Consider the following 19238-nt stretch of genomic DNA (forward strand, 5'->3'; position numbering starts at 1 on the left):
GAAAGCGCCCCCCGAAACCTCCCCGGATGAGGGATGGTTGACGGGTGCGTAGATTCTGGTTGGCCGCAGGGGTCGGCGTGGGGGCCGCCGCGTGTTTTGTGGCGTTGCTTGTCGTCGGGACCTACTCCGCTGCCGCCGGGCTCGTGGGGGGCGGCGGTGGGGGGGCCGTCGCGTTGGCCAAGGGGGCGGTGCCGGCCAAGTACCAGGGGGCCGTGCAGAAGTGGGGGAACCTCTGTTCCGCCATCAACCCCGCACTGCTCGCCGCGCAGCTCTACCAGGAGAGCGGCTGGAACCCCCGCGCCGAGAGCTCCGCCGCCGCGCAGGGCATCGCTCAGTTCATCCCCGGGACGTGGGCCGGGCACGGCATCGACGGGGACGGGGACGGGGACCGGGACGTGTGGGACCCGGCCGACGCCATCCCCTCCGCCGCGTCCTACGACTGCGAGCTCGCCGGGTACGTGAAGAAGGTGCCCGGCGACCCCACGGACAACATGCTCGCCGCGTACAACGCGGGGGCGTACCGCGTGATCAAGTCCGGCGGGGTTCCGGGCATCGCCGAGACCAAGAACTACGTCAAGATCATCCGGTCCCTGGAGAAGAGCTTCGCGCGGCCCGTCGGGCGGGTGCAGCCCTCGCAGCAGGCGGCCGGGGCGATCTACTTCGCGCAGAAGAAGCTCGGCACCAAGTACCTGTGGGGTGGCAACGGTACGGCCGAGCAGGGCGGGCGGTTCGACTGTTCCGGGCTGACCCAGGCCGCGTACCGCTCCGTCGACATCGAGCTGCCCCGCGTGGCGAACGACCAGTACAACGCCGGGCCGCACCCCTCGCGCGACGAACTGCTCCCCGGCGACCTGGTGTTCTTCTCCGACGATCTGACCAATTCACGTGCCATTCATCACGTCGGCCTCTATGTCGGAGGCGGGTACATGATCAACGCTCCGTACACTGGGGCGGTCATCCGGTTCGACAAGATCGACACGCCCGATTACTTCGGCGCCACACGCGTGACCAAGGACGGTGCCGCGGCTCTGCCGACCACGCGGCCCGCGGCCTGACTCGCGCGTGCCGGTGGCCGGAACTCTCCGTGAAGCCCGGGCCCTGAGCTGCGACGTTGTGTCACTCTTCGATAACGTCATGGTGATCATTCGGTGGAGAGTGGAACGTACACGCGGCGCACGTCGTTCTCTGGTGGACGTGTGAGTGATCGACGTGGACGAACCGAATAACACGGGGGTTCGTGAATCGCGGTGCACAGGGACGTGTGCCGCAGCAGCAGACAAGGCAAGGGGCCGCAGCAGATGGCTGGACTCGCACTGGATGGGTCGAACCCCGACGTCAGCCTGCTCTACGACATCAACGGGCTCGCCAAGTCCGCTCCCACCTGGTTCGACCGGGTCATGGAGTTCGTCGGAGAGTACGGGATCATGCTCAGCATGGTCCTCGTGGTCCTGTGGTGCTGGTGGAGCGTCCGCCGGCGCGGCACGGCGGAGCAGTCGGTGTCGGCGGTGGCCGGGCTCGTCTGGGCCCCGCTCGCGGCCGGCATCGCGTTGCTCATCAACATCCCGATCCGCGGTTTCGTCGAACGGCCGCGGCCGTTCAAGGACCACTCCGGCCTCGACGTCCTGGTCGACGGCAAGAACGACTTCTCGTTCGTCAGCGACCACGCCACGATGGCGATGGCGCTCGGCGTCGGGCTCTTCGTGGCGCACCGGAAGTTCGGCATCGCGGCCATCGGGCTCGCGCTGCTGGAGGGCTTCTGCCGGGTCTACATGGGCGTCCACTACCCGACCGACGTCATCGGCGGCTTCGCCCTCGGTACGGCCGTCGCGCTGCTCCTTGCCCCGCTGGCCATGATGCTGCTGACGCCGCTGGTGGCGGCCGTCTCCCGGTCGCCCCGCCTCGGCCCGCTCGTCCGTTCGCGCCGGCCCCGCGCGGTGGCCTCCGGCGAGGACGACGCGCTCGGGATTCCCGAGCCGCGGCCCGGCTCGCGCGGCGGCGGCTCCGACGGTGAGAAGGGCCTCGCGGCCTGAGACCGGCAGCCCCAGGTGCCCCGGAAGGCGTCGGCCTCCGGGGCGCCGGTGTTTCCCGGGGCCCTACACCCCCTGCGGGTACGAGAACAGCCCCTCCGGGTCGTACCGCTTCTTCACCTGGGCCAGGCGCGTCGTCCCCGAGCCGTAGTACGCCTCGCGCCAGTCGGTCAGGGACGGGTCCGTGTAGTTCTGGTACGCCGCTCCGGAGGCGTACGGGCGCATCGCCGCGTGGGTGTCTTTCAGCCAGTTCTGCTGGGCGGTGCCCGGGATGCCGGGGCGCCAGGCACCGATGTACTGGGCGAGCATCCGGGAGCGGCGGTGGACGAACGCCGTGGCCTGCGGGGCGACCCGGTTGACCGCCCCGCCCAGCGCGGTGAGCGCGACCGAACCGCCACCGCCCTGGCCGGGGGAGAGCCGGGTGAACGCCTGGACCGCGGAGAGCAGGGCCGACACGCCCGCCGGGGGCAGTGAGCGGTCGTAGAAGTCGGAGGCGGCGGCGTACGTCTCGCGCTGGAGGGTGCCCTGTGCGGTGCGGCCCGGCGTGGTGCCCGGGAGGTGGCACTGCGCGTCGGTGATGCCCGAGCAGCCCGCGTACACGAGCATCGCCTCCCGGTAGCCGCGGCGGCGCAGCGAGACCGAGGTGGCGGAGGCGCCGATGCGGTCGGCGAGGCGGTCGACGGCGTTCTGCAGGTCCCCGTACGTGCCGAGGCTGAACGCCGAGACCGAGACCGTCGGGTTGCTGCCGCCGGGGCCGGCCGCGAGGTGTGCGGCGGACCAGATCTCGTCGGGCTGGTCCGGGCCCCACTCCTGCCAGGCGGTGACGACGTCCCGGGCGCGCGACCACGGCCAGGACATGTACGCGGTGACGGTCTGCGGGGCGGAGTGCGTACGGAAGCGGAGCCCCGTGACGACGCCGAAGTTGCCGTTGCCCGCGCCGCGCAGCGCCCAGAAGAGGTCGGGATTGTGTGTGGCGTCGGCGGTCACCGTGTGGCCGTCGGCCGTGACGAGGGTGGCGGAGGTGAGGTTGTCGCAGGTCAGGCCGTAGGCGCGGGCGGCGACTCCGTGGCCGCCGCCGAGGGTGAGGCCGGAGATGCCGACCGTGGGGCAGGAGCCGCCGGGGATCGTGACGCCGTGCGCGGCGAGGCCCTCGTAGACGTCGAGGAGCTTGGCGCCCGCGCCGATCGTGCCGTTCCCCTCCACGCGGGAGAGTGACGAGACGTCAATGACCAGGCGTCCGTTGCCGCTCGACCAGCCGGCGTAGGAGTGGCCGCCGTTGCGGATCGAGACCGGTACGGAGGTTCGGCGGGCGAAGGCGAGGCACTCGCGGATGTCGTCCTCGTGCCGGACGTAGGCGATGCCGGCCGGTCTCTGGCCGTCGAAGCGGGTGTTGTAGAGCTGGCGGGCCGTCGGGTACGCGGTGTCGCCGGGGCGGATCACGGGGCCGTCGAGGCTCTTGGCCAGTGCGGGCCAGTCCGCGGGGCCGGAGGGGGCGGACTTCGAGGGGGCCGGGGGCGAGGCGGATCCGGTGGGGGCCGGGGTGTCGCCGGGGGCCGGGTCCGCCGGGTCGGCGCCCTCGCAGGCGGTCGTCGTGGCACCGGTGAGGACGGCGGCGGCGCCTGCCGCGAGGAGGGTGCGCCGGTTCGGCAGGGTCATCGGACCTCCGGGGTGGGGGAGAGGGGGAGGGGAGGGCCGGTGCTCAGGCCGTGCTGCGGTGTTCCTCGGCGTCCGCGCGGGCCCGGTCGCGGGACCGGCGGGCGGGCCCGGACCAGCCGCAGGCGCAGCGGGCGGTGCAGAACGAGCCGCGTTCGACGGTGGTGGGTTCATGGGCGGGCCGGGCCGGCGCGGCCTCGGCGGCGTGTTGGTCGTACACGCGACCACGGTACTGGGCGGGGCGGCCCGGCCGGGAGGGGTCCGCGGAACGGGCCACCGGGGGGTTACGCGCCGGGCGTCGCGGGCCCGGCCCCGGCCGGCAGGGCGCCCCCTCGGCCCACCGCGTGACGGCAATCGGGGCCCAGGACGTTACAGGCGCCAGGGGTTGTCGTTATGCGAAGCGGGTGGGGCCTCGGGCAAGCGGTACGTCGTTGGGGATGGCAGGCGATGGTGGTGCAGCAGCACAGGGCCGGAGGCGGGGTGCGCGCCGTGCGTGCCCTCGCCGTGGCGGGCGTGGTGGCGGCGGCCGCCGGGTGCGCGGGTGACGGGGGCGTGGACCGCGCCGCCGCCGCGGCGGACGCCCGGGACGGGGCCGTCGAGGTGGTGCGGCGGGCGGCGTCGGTGCTCGCCGGTGCGGGGGTCGCGAGCGCCGAGGTGAGTACGTCGATGGAGACGGCGGCCGGTGGCACCCGGGTCACGATCAGGGGCACGGGGGCGTACGACTTCCGGGCCGGGGCGGGGCGGCTGAAGGTCGTGCTGCCGCCGGACGCGGCGGGCGAGGAGGAGCACCGGCCGATCACCGAGCTGCTGGCCCCGGGCGCGCTGTACATGATGAACCGGGGCGCAGGGGTGCCCGCCGGCAAGTGGGTGCGGATCGACACGACGACGCTGGAGGACGGCAACCTCGTCACCGGCGGGGTGACCGATCCGCTGGCCGCCGCCGAACTGCTGCGCGGCGCGGGGGCCGTGACGTACATGGGCGAGACGGACCTGGCCGGGGTGACCGTGCGGCACTACCGGGGGACGGTCGACATCGGCCGGGCGGCGCGGCTGGCGGCTCCGGGCTCGCGGGCGTCGCTGGCGGCGGCGGCGACAGGGTTCCGCACGCGGACCGTGCCGTTCGACGCGTATCTGGACGAGGAGGGCCGGCTGCGCAAGGTGCGCCACCGGTTCAGCTTCGCCAACGAGGGCCCGGCGGCGGAGGTGGTCTCGACGACGCTGCTGTACGGGTTCGGGGCGCCGGTGACCGTACGGCTGCCGGCGGAGCGGGACATCTACACCGGTGAGATCGAGCAGGGGCGGGCGTGAGATGAATCGCACGGACGTCGCGGGAGACGGTCTAGCCCCCCGGTGGCGGCGAAATGGTCCGTCCGTGCCATGCGCGGCGCGTATCGGGCTCTCTACCCTGGAAAGCCGGTGACGGCAGTGAGAGGTGAGTGACGTGGTGACGCTCGGGGCCCCGGCCGTATCGGACCATGTGGCGCTCGCCGAGATCGAGCTGTGCGGGGAACTGATGATCGCGGCGTCGGCGGCGATCGGGGAACGGCTCAGCGCGGACCGTATCGACGAGGTGCTCGATGTGAAGGTGAGCACCGACCGCACCACCGTCCCCCGGCAGGGCCACCACCAGGGCTGACGGGGCGGGATCAGGTGCGCAGCAGGCGGGCGATGGCCTTGGTGGCCTCCTCGACCTTGGCGTCGACCTCCTCGCCGCCCTTGAGGGCCGCGTCGGCGACGCAGTGGCGCAGGTGCTCCTCCAGGAGCTGGAGCGCGAAGGACTGGAGGGCCTTGGTGGACGCCGAGACCTGGGTGAGTATGTCGATGCAGTAGACGTCCTCGTCGACCATGCGCTGGAGGCCGCGGATCTGGCCCTCGACGCGGCGCAGGCGCTTGAGGTGCTCGGTCTTCTGGTGGTGGTAGCCGTGTATCCCGCGGTCGTGGTCGGTCACGACGGCTTCGACGGGGGCCGCGCCGGGCGCCGCGTCCGGCGCGGGTTGCGTACCCGTGGCCTCGGTGGTCGTCATTGCTGCCTCCCGTTTTCCCTTTACCCTGCCGTTTGAATACCCCTGGTGGGTATATCCTAACGAATTCAGCTGAAACGTGACCGGGGTCCCGTGCTGATCACTGTGCCTGATGCGCGACACTGAAGAATGCCGGTTAGCCGTGGCCGGATGATGCGCCTAGCATCAGCCTGACCGAATCCAAAGCACCCCGAGGACCCCACGTGCGCTTTCGTCTGACCCCCAGGGAGACGAGCTTCTACGACATGTTCTCCGCATCCGCGGACAACATCGTCACGGGCTCGAAACTCCTGATGGAACTGCTCGGGGCGGATTCTGCCTCCCGAGTCGAGATCGCGGAGCGTATGCGGGCAGCGGAGCACGCGGGGGACGATGCCACCCACGCGATCTTCCACCAGCTGAACTCCTCCTTCATTACGCCGTTCGACCGTGAGGACATTTACAACCTCGCGTCGTCGCTCGACGACATCATGGACTTCATGGAGGAGGCCGTCGACCTGGTCGTGCTGTACCAGATCGACCAGCTCCCGAAGGGTGTGGAGCAGCAGGTCGAGGTGCTGGCACGGGCGGCCGAGCTGACCGCCGAGGCCATGCCGGGTCTGCGCACGATGGACAACCTCACCGAGTACTGGATCGAGGTCAACCGTCTGGAGAACCAGGCCGACCAGATCCACCGCAAGCTGCTCGCCCACCTCTTCAACGGCAAGTACGACGCCATAGAGGTGCTGAAGCTGAAGCAGATCGTGGACGTGCTGGAAGAGGCTGCCGACGCGTTCGAGCACGTCGCGAACACGGTGGAGACCATCGCGGTCAAGGAGTCCTGAACCACGTGGACACCTTCGTACTGATCGTGACCATCGGTGTCGCGCTCGGCTTCACGTACACCAACGGCTTCCACGACTCGGCGAACGCGATCGCCACGTCGGTCTCGACGCGGGCGCTGACGCCGCGTGCGGCGCTGGCGATGGCGGCGGTGATGAACCTCGCGGGCGCGTTCCTCGGCAGCGGGGTCGCCAAGACCGTCAGTGAGGGCCTGATCGCGACGCCCGAGGGCAACAAGGGGATGGGCATCCTCTTCGCCGCGCTCGTCGGCGCCGTCATCTGGAACCTGATCACCTGGTACTTCGGGCTGCCCTCGTCGTCCTCGCACGCGCTGTTCGGCGGCATGGTCGGCGCGGCGCTGGCCGGCGGCACGATGGTGCACTGGGACGGGGTGCTGGACAAGGTCGTCATCCCGATGTTCGTGTCCCCGGTGATCGGCCTGGTGGTCGGTTATCTGGTGATGGTCGCCATCATGTGGATGTTCCGGAAGGCCAACCCGCACAAGGCCAAGCGCGGTTTCCGTATCGCGCAGACGGTCTCGGCCGCGGGCATGGCGCTCGGGCACGGTCTGCAGGACGCGCAGAAGACGATGGGCATCGTGGTGATGGCCCTGGTCATCGCCGACGTGGAGTCCCCGAGCGATCCGATCCCGGTCTGGGTGAAGCTCGTCTGCGCGCTGATGCTGTCGCTGGGTACGTACGCGGGCGGCTGGCGCATCATGCGTACGCTCGGCCGGAAGATCATCGAGCTGGACCCGCCGCAGGGCTTCGCCGCGGAGACCACGGGTGCGTCGATCATGTTCGGCTCGGCGTTCCTCTTCCACGCGCCGATCTCGACCACGCACGTGATCACCTCGGCGATCATGGGTGTGGGCGCCACGAAGCGGGTGAACGCGGTGCGGTGGGGTGTCGCGAAGAACATCATCCTCGGGTGGTTCATCACGATGCCGGCCGCGGCGCTCGTCGCCGCCGCGAGTTACGGGGTCGTCTACCTGATGTTCGGCTAGCCGGACAGGCTTGATTTCGTGGGTCCGCCCCGCGCTCCCTCGGGAGTGCGGGGCGGACCCTTTTCGCCTTGTGGTGGCACCGCCATGCAGCACCCCAAGGCCGTACGGGGGGACCGGGCGGATCAGCCGAAGCGGCCGGAGATGTAGTCCTCGGTGGCCTGGACCGACGGGTTGGAGAAGATGCGCTCCGTCTCGTCGATCTCGATGAGCTTGCCGGGCTTGCCGACCGCCGCCAGGTTGAAGAAGGCCGTCCGGTCCGAGACGCGGGCCGCCTGCTGCATGTTGTGCGTCACGATGACGATCGTGAACCGCTCCTTCAGCTCGCCGACCAGGTCCTCGATGGCGAGGGTGGAGATCGGGTCGAGGGCGGAGCACGGCTCGTCCATCAGCAGCACGTCCGGCTCGACCGCGATGGCGCGGGCGATGCACAGGCGCTGCTGCTGGCCGCCGGAGAGGCCGGAGCCGGGCTTGTTCAGCCGGTCCTTGACCTCGTTCCACAGGTTCGCCCCGCGCAGCGACTTCTCGACGATGTCGTTGAGGGCGCTCTTGCGGTACGAGCCGTTGAGGCGCAGGCCGGCCGCCACGTTGTCGAAGATCGACATGGTGGGGAACGGGTTCGGGCGCTGGAAGACCATGCCGACCGTGCGGCGCACGGTGACCGGGTCGACGCCGGCCCCGTACAGGTTCTCGTCGTCCAGGAGCACCTTGCCCTCGACGCGGCCGCCGGGGGTGACCTCGTGCATCCGGTTCAGGGTGCGCAGGAAGGTGGACTTGCCGCAGCCGGAGGGGCCGATGAAGGCGGTCACCGAGCGGGGTTCCACGGTCATGGAGATGTCGTCGATCGCCTTGTGGCTGCCGTAGTAGGCCGACAGTCCGCTGACGTCTATGCGCTTGGCCATCTGAATCACTGCTGCTTCCCGGACCTAACGGCCCGTCTTCGGGGCCTTCCAGCGGGCGATGCCGCGGGCCACCAGATTGAGGATCATGACGAAGGCGATCAGGACCAGGGCCGCTGCCCAGGCGCGGTCGTAGGACGCGGCCTCACCGATCTTGTACTGCTCGTAGATGTAGAACGGCAGTGACGACTGGGCGCCTTCGAAGGGGTTGGTGTTGATCAGCTGACTGCCGAAGACCAGCAGGATGATCGGCGCGGTCTCCCCGGCGATGCGGGCGATGGCGAGCATGACGCCCGTCGCGATGCCGCCGATCGCGGTCGGCAGGACCACCTTCAGGATGGTGCGCCACTTCGGGATGCCGAGGGCGAGGGAGGCCTCGCGGAGCTCGTTCGGTACGAGCTTGAGCATCTCCTCGGTGGAGCGGACCACGACCGGGATCATCAGGATCGACAGAGCCAGCGCGCCCATGAGGCCGGACGGCTCCAGGCCGGCGATCAGCATGATCGAGAGGATGAAGAGGCCGGCCACGATGGACGGGATGCCGGTCATCACGTCGACGAAGAAGGTGACGGCCCTGGCCAGCGCGCCCTTGCCGTACTCCACCAGGTAGACGGCGGTGAGCAGGCCGAGCGGGGCGGAGATCAGGGTGGCGATGCCGACCTGTTCCAGGGTGCCGATCAGGGCGTGGTAGACGCCGCCGCTGGCCTCGGGCCCGAGGACACCGGCCATCGAGTGGGTCAGGAAGTAGCCGTCGAGTCGCTCGGAGCCGCGGCTGATGGTGGTCCAGAGCAGCGAGGCGAGCGGGACGACGGCGAGCAGGAAGCAGACCCAGACCAGGCTGGTGGCCAGGCGGTCCCGGGCCTGGCGCCGGTTCTCGACGACGCTGGTGGTGACGTACGAGATCACCAGGAAGAGCAGCGCGGAGATCAGGCCCCACTGCACACGGCTCTGCCAGCCGGCGGCGAGGCTGAGGCCGACGCCCAGGGCGATCGCGGCGACGGCGAAGCCGAGCGGGGCGAGGCGGGGCAGGGACCGGGTGCTGAGGCCTGGCTTCGGCGCGGCCGGTGCGGGCGTCGGGATGTCCTGGACGGTGGTGGCGTGGCTCATGCGTTGGCCCCCGAGTACTCCTTGCGGCGGGCGATGATGAGCCGCGCGGCGCCGTTGACCAGCAGGGTGAGGACGAAGAGGACCAGGCCGGAGGCGATCAGGGCGTCCCGCCCGAACGCGTCGGCCTCGCCGAACTTCGCGGCGATGTTCTGGGCGAACGTCCCGCCGCCCGGGTTGAGCACGTGCAGCGAGATCAGGAAGTTCGGCGACAGGACGGTGGCGACGGCCATCGTCTCGCCGAGCGCGCGGCCGAGGCCCAGCATCGACGCGGAGATCACGCCGGAGCGGCCGAAGGGCAGCACGGAGAGGCGGATGACCTCCCACCGCGTGGCGCCGAGGGCGAGCGCGGCCTCCTCGTTCGTCCGGGGGACCTGGAGGAAGACCTCGCGGCTGACGCTGGTCACGATCGGCAGGATCATGACCGCGAGCAGGATGCCGACGGTGAAGAGCGAGCGGGCGACGCCGATCTCGGTCTTCTCGAAGACGTAGGTCCAGCCGAAGAACTGGTCGAGCCAGAGGTTCAGCCCCTCCAGGTACGGCACGAGGACGAGGGCGCCCCAGATGCCGTAGACGATGCTGGGGACCGCGGCGAGCAGGTCGATGACGTACGCGATCGCGCCGGCCAGCTTGCGCGGGGCGTAGTGCGAGATGAAGAGGGCGATGCCGACGGCAACCGGGACCGCGATGACCATCGCGATGACGGAGCTGACGACGGTCCCGAAGAGCAGGACGGCGATGCCGAAGACGGGCGGGTCACCGGCCGGGTTCCAGTCGAAGGTGGTGAGGAAGTTGCCCTCGTCCTCGGAGATGGCGACCGCGGCGCGGTAGCTGAGGAACACGGCGATCGACGCCATGATCACCAGGAGCAGGATGCCCGAGCCGCGGGAGAGGCCGAGGAAGATCCGGTCGCCGGCACGGCCCGTGGACCGGGGGCGGGAGCGCCCTGCCGGTGGGGTCTGTATCTGTGGTGTGGTGGAAGCCATGGTCTTTCCGGTCTGTGTGGGGGAGCCGGGGCTCCCCTGGCGGCGGTGCACCGGAGGGGCGGTGGCGGCCGGTCCGGAGGGGTGTTCCGGACCGGCCGCCGGTTGCGTCGTGTGTCGTACCGCTGGTTACGAGAGGCCGGCGACGGTCTCGCGGACCTTGGCGTTGATCTCCTCGGGGATCGGCGCGTAGCCGGCCTCGGTGAGGAGCTTCTGGCCGTCCGCCGAGGCGGTGTAGGTCAGGAAGGACTTGACGGTGCCGAGGGTGTCGGCCTTGTTGCCGGTGTCGCAGACGACCTCGTACGTGACGAGGACCAGCGGGTAGGCGCCGTCGGCCTTGGTGGTGTAGTCGAGGTCGAGCGCGAGGTCCTTGCCGGTGCCCTTGACCTTGGCGGCGGCGATGGCCTTGGAGGCGTTCTCGGAGGACGCCTTGACCGGGGCGGAGCCGCCGGTGTCGATGTCGACCGTGGAGAGCTGCTGAGAGGTGGCGTAGGACAGCTCGAAATAGCCGATGGAGCCGTCGACCTGCTTGACCGAGGAGGCGACGCCGGAGGAGCCGGACGCGGCCTGGCCGCCGGGGGCGGGCCACTTCTTCTCGGCCTCGTACTTCCAGTCCTGCGGAGCGGCGGCGCCGAGGTACTTGCCGAGGTTCTGCGTGGTGCCGGAGTCCTCGGAGCGGTGGAAGGGCTGGATCGCCTTGTCCGGCAGCTCGGCGTCGGGGTTGAGCTTGGCGATCGCCTCGTCGTTCCACTTCTTGATCTTCGTGTCGAAGATCTTGGCGAGGGTCGGGGCGTCCAGGGTCAGGCTGTCGACGCCTTCGAGGTGGAAGCCGACCGCGATCGGGCCGCCGACCATCGGGAGGTTGATGCCCTGGCCGGTCTTGCAGATCTTCTTGGAGTCGGCGACCTCCTCGGGCTTCAGCGCCGAGTCGGAGCCGGCGAAGCCGACGGTGCCCTGGTTGAAGGCGACGATGCCCTCGCCGGACGAGGAGGAGTTGTAGTTGATCTCCACGCCGGAGCAGGCGGCCATGTACTCCTTGACCCAGAGGTCCATGGCGTTCTTCTGCGCGCTGGAGCCGGAGGCGCGCAGCTGGCCCTTGGCGCCGTCGCACTTGACGTTGGACGCGGCCTTCGTCTTGTTGCCGCCGGTGGCGGAGGTCTCGCCGCTGTTGTCGTCCGAACCGCACGCCGTGAGGACCAGGGCGCCGGAGACGGCGAGGGCACCGAGCGCGGTGGCACGAAGCCGGTTCTTGCGCTGAAGCTTCACTTTCGGGTGTTCCTTCCAGAAGCCGCCGCGGCTGCTTGCGGGCGGCGTGCGACGCGGGCGGTGCAGTGGCTGATCGCTGCACCCGGTAGGTCTGAAATTAGGCAGAACAGGTGACGTGGTTGACGGGGGTGGGTGAACGGGGGGTGAACCGTGGCGGGCCCTTGGGTTCCGGGTCCTACGCCTCCGGCAGCGTCTTCAGCGCCGCGTCCAGCACCTCGCGGTCGCGCGGCTGCGTCAGCCGTGCACGGGCGGTGTCCGGCGGCAGCCACAGCACCGCGTCCACCTCGTCGTTCGGGGTGAAGGAGCCCGTCGTGGCCTCGGCGCACCAGTACGTGACCTCCTTCGGGCGGCCGTTGGCGACGTACCGGACCATGGGCAGCACGGCCCCCGGCACACAGTGGTGGCCCGTCTCCTCCAGGACCTCGCGGAGCGCCGCGTCCCGCGGGGACTCGCCGCGCTTCAGCTTGCCCTTGGGGAAGGACCAGTCGTCGTAACGCGGCCGGTGTACGAGGCAGAGCTCCACGCCCCCGGTGGACGCGGGCGGCCGGCGCCACAGCACGCAGCCCGCCGCCCGCACCGTGCCGCTCATGACCGGGCCGCGCCCGTCGTCGCGCAGGCCCAGCTCTCGCGGAACACCGCGCGCGCCGCCTCGACCTCGTGGCGCTGGTCGGCGTGGAGCACGCCCAGGGCGTACGCGGTCGCCGGGGCGATCCTCGGGGTGCGGGCGGCCGCGGCCGCCGCGCCGGCCGCCTCCGCCGCGTCCCGGTGCAGGTCGAGGGCGTGGACCGGGGCGGCCAGGACCGGGTCGGGGGCGCCGTGCACCACCTCGTGGGCGTACCGGTGCAGCCGCAGCAGCAGCCGGGTCTGGTGCCAGGGCGCGTCGTGCGCCTCGTTGTACGGCTCCGCCGACTCGTCCGGGGGCAGCGCGGCGACCGCCCCGAGCAGCCGCTGTTCCGCCCGGTCCGCGGGTTCGCCGAGGAGTTCGCGGGCGGGGCCGGCCGCGGCGGGCGAGAGCGGGACCTCGGAGGCGAGCAGCGCGACGGAGTCGGCGACCGCGTGGAAGCGGGCGGAGCCGAGGGCCTGGAGGGCGGCGGAGTGGGCGCGGGTCCGGGCGAGGGTGAGCTGCCGTTCCAGCAGGGCGCCGGCCCGGGCGGCGCCGACGCCGAGGACGGGGCGGCCCTGTCCCGCGGAGTCGCCGGAGGCGCGGGCGGCGGGGAGCACGGGGTCGCCGGACAGGCCGTGCAGCGCTTCGAGGAGGCGGGCCAGCCGGTCCGCGTACGCGTGCTCGCGGGCCAGGGTGCCGGACAGCCAGGTCAGTTCGGTGCGCAGCTGCTCGGCCCAGAGCGGGTCGAGCGCGGTGCGGAAGGTGCGCAGGGCGGAGCCGATCCGGCGGGAGGAGCGGCGCAGCGCGGTGGCGGCCTGGTCGGCGGCGCGGGAGCCGGCGTTCGTGGGAGCGGTGCTCTCGCGGTGCAGGCGCAGGCTGCGCAGGAAGTCCGCGGCCTGGGTGCGCAGGTAGGGGCCGAGTACCGCCGCCGCGCTCACGCCGGTGGTGCCGGGCGCGTGGGCCGGGGCGGCGGCCTGGGTCTGCTGGTCAGGGCGTCGCACGCCGGCGCCTCCGGGCGTCAATGAGCATTTCCTGTACGTGCCGCAGGGGTTTGCCGTCCGCGTCCACGGAGTGCCGGGTCCACTCGCCGTCGGGGCCCAGGTGCCAGGAGGAGGTGGTGTCGGACATGCCGGTCTCCAGGAGGCGGCTGAGCGCGGCGCGGTGGGCGGGGTCGGTGACCCGGACCAGGGCCTCGATGCGGCGGTCGAGGTTGCGGTGCATCATGTCGGCGCTGCCGAACCAGACTTCGGGTTCGCCGCCGTTGCCGAAGGCGAAGACCCGGGAGTGTTCGAGGAAGCGGCCGAGGACCGAGCGGACCCGGATGTTCTCGGAGAGGCCGGTGACGCCGGGGCGGATCGCGCAGATGCCGCGGACCCAGATGTCGACGGGGACGCCGGCCTGGGCGGCCCGGTAGCAGGCGTCGATGATCGCCTCGTCGACCATCGAGTTGACCTTGATCCGCACGTAGGCGGGGCGGCCGGCCCGGTGGTGCGTGACTTCCTTGGTGATGCGGGCGACCAGGCCGTCGCGCAGCGACTTGGGGGCGACGAGCAGGCGGCGGTAGGTCTCGCGGCGGGAGTAGCCGGAGAGCCGGTTGAAGAGGTCGGAGAGGTCCGCGCCGACCTGGGGGTCGGCGGTGAGCAGGCCGAGGTCCTCGTAGAGCCGGGCCGTCTTCGGGTGGTAGTTGCCGGTGCCGACGTGCGAGTAGCGGCGCAGGGTGTCGCCCTCCTGGCGGACGACGAGGGAGAGCTTGCAGTGGGTCTTCAGGCCGACGAGCCCGTAGACGACGTGGCAGCCCGCCTCCTCCAGCTTGCGCGCCCACTTGATGTTGGCCTGCTCGTCGAAGCGGGCCTTGATCTCGACGAGCACGAGTACCTGTTTGCCGGATTCGGCGGCGTCGATCAGGGCGTCCACTATCGGGGAGTCGCCGGAGGTCCGGTACAGCGTCTGCTTGATCGCGAGGACGTCCGGGTCACCCGCCGCCTGTTCCAGGAAGGCCTGGACGGAAGTGGAGAAGGAGTCGTACGGGTGGTGCAGCAGGACGTCCCGCTCGCGCACCGCGGCGAAGATGTCCGGCGCGGACGCGGACTCCACCTCGGCGAGGTCGCGGTGGGTGCCGGCGATGAACTTGGGGTATTTCAGCTCGGGCCGGTCCAGCGACGCTATGCCGAACAGCCCGGTGAGGTCGAGCGGCCCGGGCAGCGGGTAGACCTCGGCGTCGGACACCTTCAGCTCGCGGACCAGCAGGTCCAGCACGTACGGGTCGATGGACTCCTCGACCTCCAGGCGGACCGGCGGGCCGAAGCGGCGCCGCATGAGCTCCTTCTCCAGGGCCTTCAGGAGGTTCTCGGCGTCGTCCTCCTCGACCTCCAGGTCCTCGTTCCTGGTGACCCGGAACATGTGGTGCGCCAGCACCTCCATCCCCGGGAACAGCTCCTCCAGGTGGGCCGCGATGACGTCCTCTATGGGGACGTAGCGCTGCGGCGACGCCTCCAGGAAGCGGGTCAGCAGCGGCGGCACCTTGACCCGGGCGAAGTGGCGGTGGCCGCTGACCGGGTTGCGTACGACGACGGCGAGGTTCAGCGAGAGGCCGGAGATGTACGGGAAGGGGTGCGCCGGGTCCACGGCGAGGGGGGTGAGGACGGGGAAGACGCGCTGGCGGAAGAAGGTGAACAGGCGGGCCTGTTCCTTCTCGGTCAGCTCCGGCCAGCGGATCAGCTGGATGCCCTCGTCGGACAGGGCGGGGGCGACGTCCTGCTGGTAGCAGGCCGCGTGCCGGGCCATGAGTTCGCGCGAGCGGGTCCAGATCAGGTCCAGCACCTCGCGGGGCTGGAGGCCGGACGCGGACCGGGTGGCGACCCCGGTCGCGATGCGGCGCTTCAGGCCGGCGACCCGGACCATGAAGAACTCGTCCAGGTTGGACGCGAAGATCGCCAGGAAGTTGGCCCGCTCCAGCAGGGGCGTCGTGGGGTCCTCGGCGAGTTCGAGCACCCGTTCGTTGAACGCGAGCCAGCTGCGTTCCCGGTCGAGGAAGCGGCCCTGTGGCAGCTCGTCCCCGTCGGCCTCGGGTTCGTAGGCGTCGGCGTCGGCGTCGATGTCGGGGTCGAAGTCGGCGGCGGTGGACAGACCGGCTTCCCGTGAGGAGGCGGAGGCGACGGCGTGCGGCCGGTGTGCGGCGAGGGTGCCGACGGAGGGCTGGGCGGCGGGCTGGACCGGGACCTCGGAGCTGGGCTGCTGGCTCATGGACCCATTGTTCCGCGCGGAGCGCTTTGTAGGCGCGTCGGAGGTGGACGAGATCGCGGAGGCGGCGCGGTCGGGGCGCGTCCTGCCTGGATCTCGGCCGTTGCGGGGGGTCGGCACAGCTGGCTGCATCCTGCGAGGGTCGCAAGGCCGTCTGAATGCCCGGTTACGACGACATGACGTGCGGGAAGCGGTGGGTGACCGTGTGTGGCGGTCCCGCCCGGGGCCGGGGCCCCGGGCGGGTTTGGAACGCCTCAGGCGTGGTAGCGGCGCAGGACCCGGAAGGCGAGGGCGGTTGCGGCTGCGGCGAGGAGGAGCAGGATGCCGGTTTCGGCGAGCTGGAGGGGCCAGAAATGGGAGGTGGGGTGGTAGTCGACGAAGCCGGTGACCCCGCCCTGGTCCCGCAGGCAGTCCGGACCCACGGTGTCCCGCGTGAAGCAGTCCTTCCAGTACAGCTCCTTGCCGGAGGAGGTGAGCATGCCCGACTCGATGTTCCAGGCGCTGCCGCCCGGCCAGGGGGTGTCGCCGAGGCCGCGAACCGTGGGCCAGAGCTCGTAGCGGCGCTTGCCGAAGCCGTACATGACCGTGCCCAGGACGACGGCCGTGAGGGCCATGGCCGGGAGCGTGCGGCGTACGAGGACGGCGCACAGGGCGCCGACGGCCACGGCGAACAGGGCGTAGGCGAGGGATACAGGGCCGAGGGCGGGGTAGACACCGTTCTCGGACCAGCCGAGCTCGGTGGGCGCCTCACCGAGGACGCCCGACCGGGCCCACCGGTAGACGAGCACCAGGACGGCCGTGCCGGCGGTCGCCAGGAGCGCCGGCAGGACGAGCCGGGCCGCGAGCCAGCGGGCGGGGGAAACCGATTGGGCCCAGGCGAAGCGGAACGCGCCGCTCTCCAGCTCGCGGGCGATCAGCGGGCCCGCGACGAAGACTCCGATGAGCACGGAGAGCACCAGGAGGGCGGTCCCCCCGCCCGACAGATAGGTCTGGGTCGCGGTGCGGGCGTAGGTGGGCAGGTAGGTGCCGTCGCCGCAGCGCGTGGTGTCGCCGTCGGCGCAGTTCTCTGGCGAGGAGGCGACCCATATCCGTAGCCCGATGACGAAGGCGATACCCAGGACCACGAGTGCGCCGCCCGCCCACAGGGAACGCCGCTGCATCCGTACGACGACCCGCTCCGGGCTCCGCAGACTCAGCGCGCTCATGCCGCCACCGCCTCGCGGATCGTCGCGCTCGGGGTGAGCAGCGCGGGGGCCTCCGGGGAGCGCAGGTGGGCGAGCAGCAGTTCCTCCAGGGAGGGCTCGGCCGTGTCCCAGGCGGGGTCCACCGCGCCTTCCGGGCGGACCAGCGCCGTGAGCGCGCGGCCCGCGGTGCGGGACTCCACCACCGTGTGCGGGGCCAGGTCGCGGACGGGGCCCGTGAGCAGGGCGTGGGCGGCGAGCAGGTCATCCGTCTCGCCGCCGAGGCGGACGCGGCCGCCGTCGACGAGGAGCAGGTAGTCGCAGGCGCCCTCCAGTTCGCCGAGGATGTGCGAGGACATCACGATGGTGGTCCGGTGCTCTGCGGCCTCGGCCATCAGGACGCCCATCAGCTGGTGGCGGGCGAGGGGGTCGAGGTCGGCCATCGGCTCGTCGAGGAGCAGGAGTTCGGCCCGTTTGCCCAGTGCGAGGGCGAGGGCGAGGCGGGTGCGCTGGCCGCCGGACAGCTCGCGGACCTTGGCGTTCGCAGGCAGCGGCTCGGCGACGCGGCCGGCCGCGTCCTGGTCCCAGCGGCCGGGGTTCAGTTCGGCGCCCGCCCAGAGCGTCTCGGTGACCGTCAACTGCGGGTAGAGCGGCTTGTCCTGGGCCACGTACGCCATCCGGGCACGGGCTTCGCCGGGCGTCGTTCCCAGCACCCGGATCGTTCCCTCGGCCGGCCGCAGGAAGCCGGCCGCCAGGGCGAGCAGGGTGGACTTGCCGGCGCCGTTGGGGCCGACGAGCGCGCAGACCGCGCCGGCCGGGAGCCGGAACGCGCAGCCGCGCAGCGCCCAGCCGCCCCGCCTGCCCCGGTATCTCATGCCGAGGCCGTCGGCCTCCAGCGCTGTTCCTGTCATCGGTCCTGGTCCCCCTCGAATGTGCTGTCCAGTACGGCGGTGAAGAGCGCGCTCACGTCGTCCCGGTCGAGACCGGCGGCCCGTGCCCTGCCCGCCCAGGCGGTGAGTTCGGCGCGCAGCGGGGAGTCGTCGGCGGCCGCCGCGCCGCCGAGCGTCCCGGTGACGAAGGTGCCGAGCCCGCGGCGGCCCTCGACGAGCCCTTCGCGTTCCAGCTCGCGGTACGCCTTGAGCACGGTGTTCGGGTTGATCGCGGTGGCCTCGACCACCTCGCGGGCGGTGGGCAGCCGGTCGCCGGGCTCCAGCAGTCCCAGGCGCAGGGCCTGTTTGGTCTGCTGGACGATCTGGAGGTACGTGGCGACGCCGCTGCGCCGGTCGATGCGGAACTCGACTGCCGCGGACTCTGCCATCTTCACCCTTTCACTAATTGAGTAGTGAAAGGGTGACGTAAGAACGGGGCGGCGTCAAGCGGCGCCGCCCCGGATGGAGTTGAGGAGGGGTCAGGACTCCGTGCGGTACATCAGGTCGACCTCGTGCGTCACGAAGCCCATGCGCTCGTACACGGCGAGGGCCGCCGGGTTGTCCGCGTCGACGTAGAGCATCGCCGTCGGCAGCCCCTCGGCGGCCAGGTGGCGCAGGCCGATCGCGGTGAGGGCCTTGCCGAGGCCGCCGCCCTGCGCGTCGGGCCGGATGCCGACCACGTACACCTCGCCGAGCTGCTCCTGGGCGTGCACCTTCGTCCAGTGGAAGCCGATCAGCTCCGTGCCGCCCGCGCCGTCCTCCCGCTCGGCCAGGAAGAAGCCCTTCGGGTCGAACCAGGGCTCCGCCTTGCGGTCGTCCAGGTCGCGCTGGGTCAGCGAGCCCTGCTCGGGGTGGTGGGCGAAGGCCGCGCGGTTCACCGCGAGCCAGGCGGCGTCGTCCTCGCCCGGGACGAAGGCGCGGACGGTGACGCCCGGGGGGAGGACCGGCTCGGCGAGGTTCAGCGGGTTCAACGGGCGGCGCAGCTGGCGCAGTTCCCGGAACAGGGAGAGGCCGAGGACCTGGGCGAGGTGGCGCGCCGCGGCCTTCCCGCCGTGCGCCCACACCCGCAGCCGCTTCCCGGTGGCGGCGAGCAGGGCGGCCCCGAGCGCGCGGCCGTGGCCGTGGCCCCGGTGCGATGGGTGGACGACCAGCTCGGCGGCCGGCGCCTCCACGGGGTCGGTGTCCTCCAGCTGCGCGTACCCGGCGAGCACGCCTCCGGTGGACAGCAGGAAGTGCCGTACGCCGTCCCGCTGTCCGCCCCGCAGCTGCAGACGGCCCTGCTCCGATACGGCCTGCCGGCCGTCGGACCGCGCGGCCTCGGCGAGCAGGTCGGAGACGGCCGCGGCCTGGTCGGGGGAGAGGGTGTCGAGCGTCTGGATCTCGCGTCCGGGGGCGGGGAGGGGTACGTCTGTCGTCATGTGTCCGAGCGTAAGCGTCTCCGGCCCGCACCGGTTGGCAACCAGTTCGTAACCCCGTACATCTGTCGCGCTACGCGCGTTGACTCTA

The 19238-nt window shown here is 71.5% G+C and carries 20 protein-coding genes; 6 read left to right on the forward strand and 14 right to left on the reverse strand.

The window, feature by feature from the left end:
• Positions 1-44 precede the first annotated feature (44 nt).
• Together OG242_RS17165 and OG242_RS17170 are read left to right on the forward strand one after the other, a co-directional pair.
• Entirely contained in the window at positions 45-1055 is a 1011-nt protein-coding gene (locus tag OG242_RS17165) for an NlpC/P60 family protein (RefSeq protein WP_405898997.1), read from the forward strand.
• A gap of 243 nt (positions 1056-1298) precedes the next feature.
• Positions 1299-2030, forward strand: coding sequence for a phosphatase PAP2 family protein (locus OG242_RS17170; RefSeq protein WP_405898998.1), 732 nt, complete (start codon positions 1299-1301; stop codon positions 2028-2030).
• 63 nt (positions 2031-2093) lie between these two features.
• On the opposite strand, the gene OG242_RS17175 is transcribed toward OG242_RS17170, so the two are convergent.
• Together OG242_RS17175 and OG242_RS17180 are read right to left on the reverse strand one after the other, a co-directional pair.
• Positions 2094-3683, reverse strand: coding sequence for an FAD-binding oxidoreductase (locus tag OG242_RS17175; RefSeq protein ID WP_405898999.1), 1590 nt, complete (start codon positions 3681-3683; stop codon positions 2094-2096).
• Between the two features lie 43 nt (positions 3684-3726).
• Positions 3727-3900, reverse strand: coding sequence for a hypothetical protein (locus tag OG242_RS17180; RefSeq protein ID WP_405899000.1), 174 nt, complete (start codon positions 3898-3900; stop codon positions 3727-3729).
• Positions 3901-4127: 227 nt separating this feature from the next.
• Here OG242_RS17180 and OG242_RS17185 point away from each other — a divergent pair, with 227 nt between their 5' ends.
• A complete protein-coding gene (locus tag OG242_RS17185; RefSeq protein WP_405899001.1) occupies positions 4128-4988 on the forward strand; it encodes a hypothetical protein in 861 nt (286 codons plus the stop codon).
• A gap of 133 nt (positions 4989-5121) precedes the next feature.
• Positions 5122-5316, forward strand: coding sequence for a hypothetical protein (locus OG242_RS17190; RefSeq protein ID WP_405899002.1), 195 nt, complete (start codon positions 5122-5124; stop codon positions 5314-5316).
• Positions 5317-5326: 10 nt separating this feature from the next.
• Here the strand turns inward: OG242_RS17190 and OG242_RS17195 are convergent, their stop codons facing one another.
• The gene (locus OG242_RS17195; RefSeq protein WP_405899003.1) at positions 5327-5704 is read right to left on the reverse strand and encodes a metal-sensitive transcriptional regulator; all 378 of its coding nucleotides are present in this window, start codon (positions 5702-5704) and stop codon (positions 5327-5329) included.
• Between the two features lie 200 nt (positions 5705-5904).
• Between OG242_RS17195 and OG242_RS17200 the strand changes: the two genes are divergently transcribed.
• Positions 5905-6525 (forward strand): DUF47 domain-containing protein, encoded by a 621-nt coding sequence (locus OG242_RS17200; RefSeq protein WP_026242618.1) that lies wholly within the window; start codon positions 5905-5907, stop codon positions 6523-6525.
• Between the two features lie 5 nt (positions 6526-6530).
• A complete protein-coding gene (locus tag OG242_RS17205) occupies positions 6531-7529 on the forward strand; it encodes an anion permease (RefSeq protein WP_405899004.1) in 999 nt (332 codons plus the stop codon).
• Positions 7530-7651: 122 nt separating this feature from the next.
• Here the strand turns inward: OG242_RS17205 and pstB are convergent, their stop codons facing one another.
• From pstB to mshD, 11 genes are all read right to left on the reverse strand, one after another.
• Entirely contained in the window at positions 7652-8428 is a 777-nt protein-coding gene (gene pstB / locus OG242_RS17210; RefSeq protein ID WP_405899005.1) for a phosphate ABC transporter ATP-binding protein PstB, read from the reverse strand.
• A 24-nt stretch (positions 8429-8452) separates the two neighbouring features.
• Positions 8453-9532: a phosphate ABC transporter permease PstA gene (gene pstA / locus OG242_RS17215; RefSeq protein ID WP_405899006.1), complete on the reverse strand. Its 1080-nt coding sequence runs from the start codon at positions 9530-9532 to the stop codon at positions 8453-8455.
• Entirely contained in the window at positions 9529-10515 is a 987-nt protein-coding gene (gene pstC, locus OG242_RS17220; protein ID WP_405899007.1) for a phosphate ABC transporter permease subunit PstC, read from the reverse strand. The genes pstA and pstC overlap by 4 nt, the downstream gene beginning before the upstream one ends.
• 126 nt (positions 10516-10641) lie before the next feature.
• Complete coding sequence (gene pstS, locus OG242_RS17225) at positions 10642-11778, reverse strand: phosphate ABC transporter substrate-binding protein PstS (RefSeq protein ID WP_405899008.1); 1137 nt, start codon at positions 11776-11778, stop codon at positions 10642-10644.
• A 175-nt stretch (positions 11779-11953) separates the two neighbouring features.
• Positions 11954-12367 carry an NUDIX hydrolase gene (locus OG242_RS17230; protein ID WP_405899009.1) on the reverse strand — a complete coding sequence of 138 codons (414 nt, stop codon included), beginning with the start codon at positions 12365-12367 and terminating at the stop codon, positions 11954-11956.
• On the reverse strand, positions 12364-13404 hold the full coding sequence (locus OG242_RS17235; RefSeq protein WP_405899010.1) for a CHAD domain-containing protein: 1041 nt from the start codon (positions 13402-13404) through the stop codon (positions 12364-12366). The genes OG242_RS17230 and OG242_RS17235 overlap by 4 nt, the downstream gene beginning before the upstream one ends.
• Positions 13370-15625 (reverse strand): RNA degradosome polyphosphate kinase, encoded by a 2256-nt coding sequence (locus OG242_RS17240; RefSeq protein ID WP_405899011.1) that lies wholly within the window; start codon positions 15623-15625, stop codon positions 13370-13372. Before OG242_RS17240 ends, OG242_RS17235 begins: the two co-directional genes overlap by 35 nt.
• 251 nt (positions 15626-15876) lie before the next feature.
• Positions 15877-16827, reverse strand: coding sequence for an ABC transporter permease (locus OG242_RS17245; protein ID WP_405899012.1), 951 nt, complete (start codon positions 16825-16827; stop codon positions 15877-15879).
• On the reverse strand, positions 16824-17714 hold the full coding sequence (locus OG242_RS17250; protein ID WP_405899013.1) for an ABC transporter ATP-binding protein: 891 nt from the start codon (positions 17712-17714) through the stop codon (positions 16824-16826). Before OG242_RS17250 ends, OG242_RS17245 begins: the two co-directional genes overlap by 4 nt.
• Entirely contained in the window at positions 17711-18121 is a 411-nt protein-coding gene (locus OG242_RS17255) for a GntR family transcriptional regulator (RefSeq protein WP_405899014.1), read from the reverse strand. The genes OG242_RS17250 and OG242_RS17255 overlap by 4 nt, the downstream gene beginning before the upstream one ends.
• Positions 18122-18211: 90 nt before the next feature.
• The gene (mshD, locus tag OG242_RS17260; protein WP_405899015.1) at positions 18212-19150 is read right to left on the reverse strand and encodes a mycothiol synthase; all 939 of its coding nucleotides are present in this window, start codon (positions 19148-19150) and stop codon (positions 18212-18214) included.
• Positions 19151-19238 lie beyond the last annotated feature (88 nt).

This window comes from Streptomyces sp. NBC_00727, assembly GCF_045161745.1.
Taxonomy (GTDB): domain Bacteria; phylum Actinomycetota; class Actinomycetes; order Streptomycetales; family Streptomycetaceae; genus Streptomyces.

Excerpts from the sequence above, each read along its gene's own strand:
- OG242_RS17170 (WP_405898998.1), top strand. The coding sequence starts at position 1,299 with ATGGCTGGACTCGCACTGGATGGGTCGAACCCCGACGTCAGCCTGCTC.
- OG242_RS17175 (WP_405898999.1), bottom strand. The coding sequence starts at position 3,683 with ATGACCCTGCCGAACCGGCGCACCCTCCTCGCGGCAGGCGCCGCCGCC.
- OG242_RS17185 (WP_405899001.1), top strand. The coding sequence starts at position 4,128 with ATGGTGGTGCAGCAGCACAGGGCCGGAGGCGGGGTGCGCGCCGTGCGT.
- OG242_RS17195 (WP_405899003.1), bottom strand. The coding sequence starts at position 5,704 with ATGACGACCACCGAGGCCACGGGTACGCAACCCGCGCCGGACGCGGCG.
- pstB (WP_405899005.1), bottom strand. The coding sequence starts at position 8,428 with ATGGCCAAGCGCATAGACGTCAGCGGACTGTCGGCCTACTACGGCAGC.
- pstA (WP_405899006.1), bottom strand. The coding sequence starts at position 9,532 with ATGAGCCACGCCACCACCGTCCAGGACATCCCGACGCCCGCACCGGCC.
- pstC (WP_405899007.1), bottom strand. The coding sequence starts at position 10,515 with ATGGCTTCCACCACACCACAGATACAGACCCCACCGGCAGGGCGCTCC.
- OG242_RS17230 (WP_405899009.1), bottom strand. The coding sequence starts at position 12,367 with ATGAGCGGCACGGTGCGGGCGGCGGGCTGCGTGCTGTGGCGCCGGCCG.
- OG242_RS17240 (WP_405899011.1), bottom strand. The coding sequence starts at position 15,625 with ATGAGCCAGCAGCCCAGCTCCGAGGTCCCGGTCCAGCCCGCCGCCCAG.
- OG242_RS17245 (WP_405899012.1), bottom strand. The coding sequence starts at position 16,827 with ATGAGCGCGCTGAGTCTGCGGAGCCCGGAGCGGGTCGTCGTACGGATG.
- OG242_RS17250 (WP_405899013.1), bottom strand. The coding sequence starts at position 17,714 with ATGACAGGAACAGCGCTGGAGGCCGACGGCCTCGGCATGAGATACCGG.
- OG242_RS17255 (WP_405899014.1), bottom strand. The coding sequence starts at position 18,121 with ATGGCAGAGTCCGCGGCAGTCGAGTTCCGCATCGACCGGCGCAGCGGC.
- mshD (WP_405899015.1), bottom strand. The coding sequence starts at position 19,150 with ATGACGACAGACGTACCCCTCCCCGCCCCCGGACGCGAGATCCAGACG.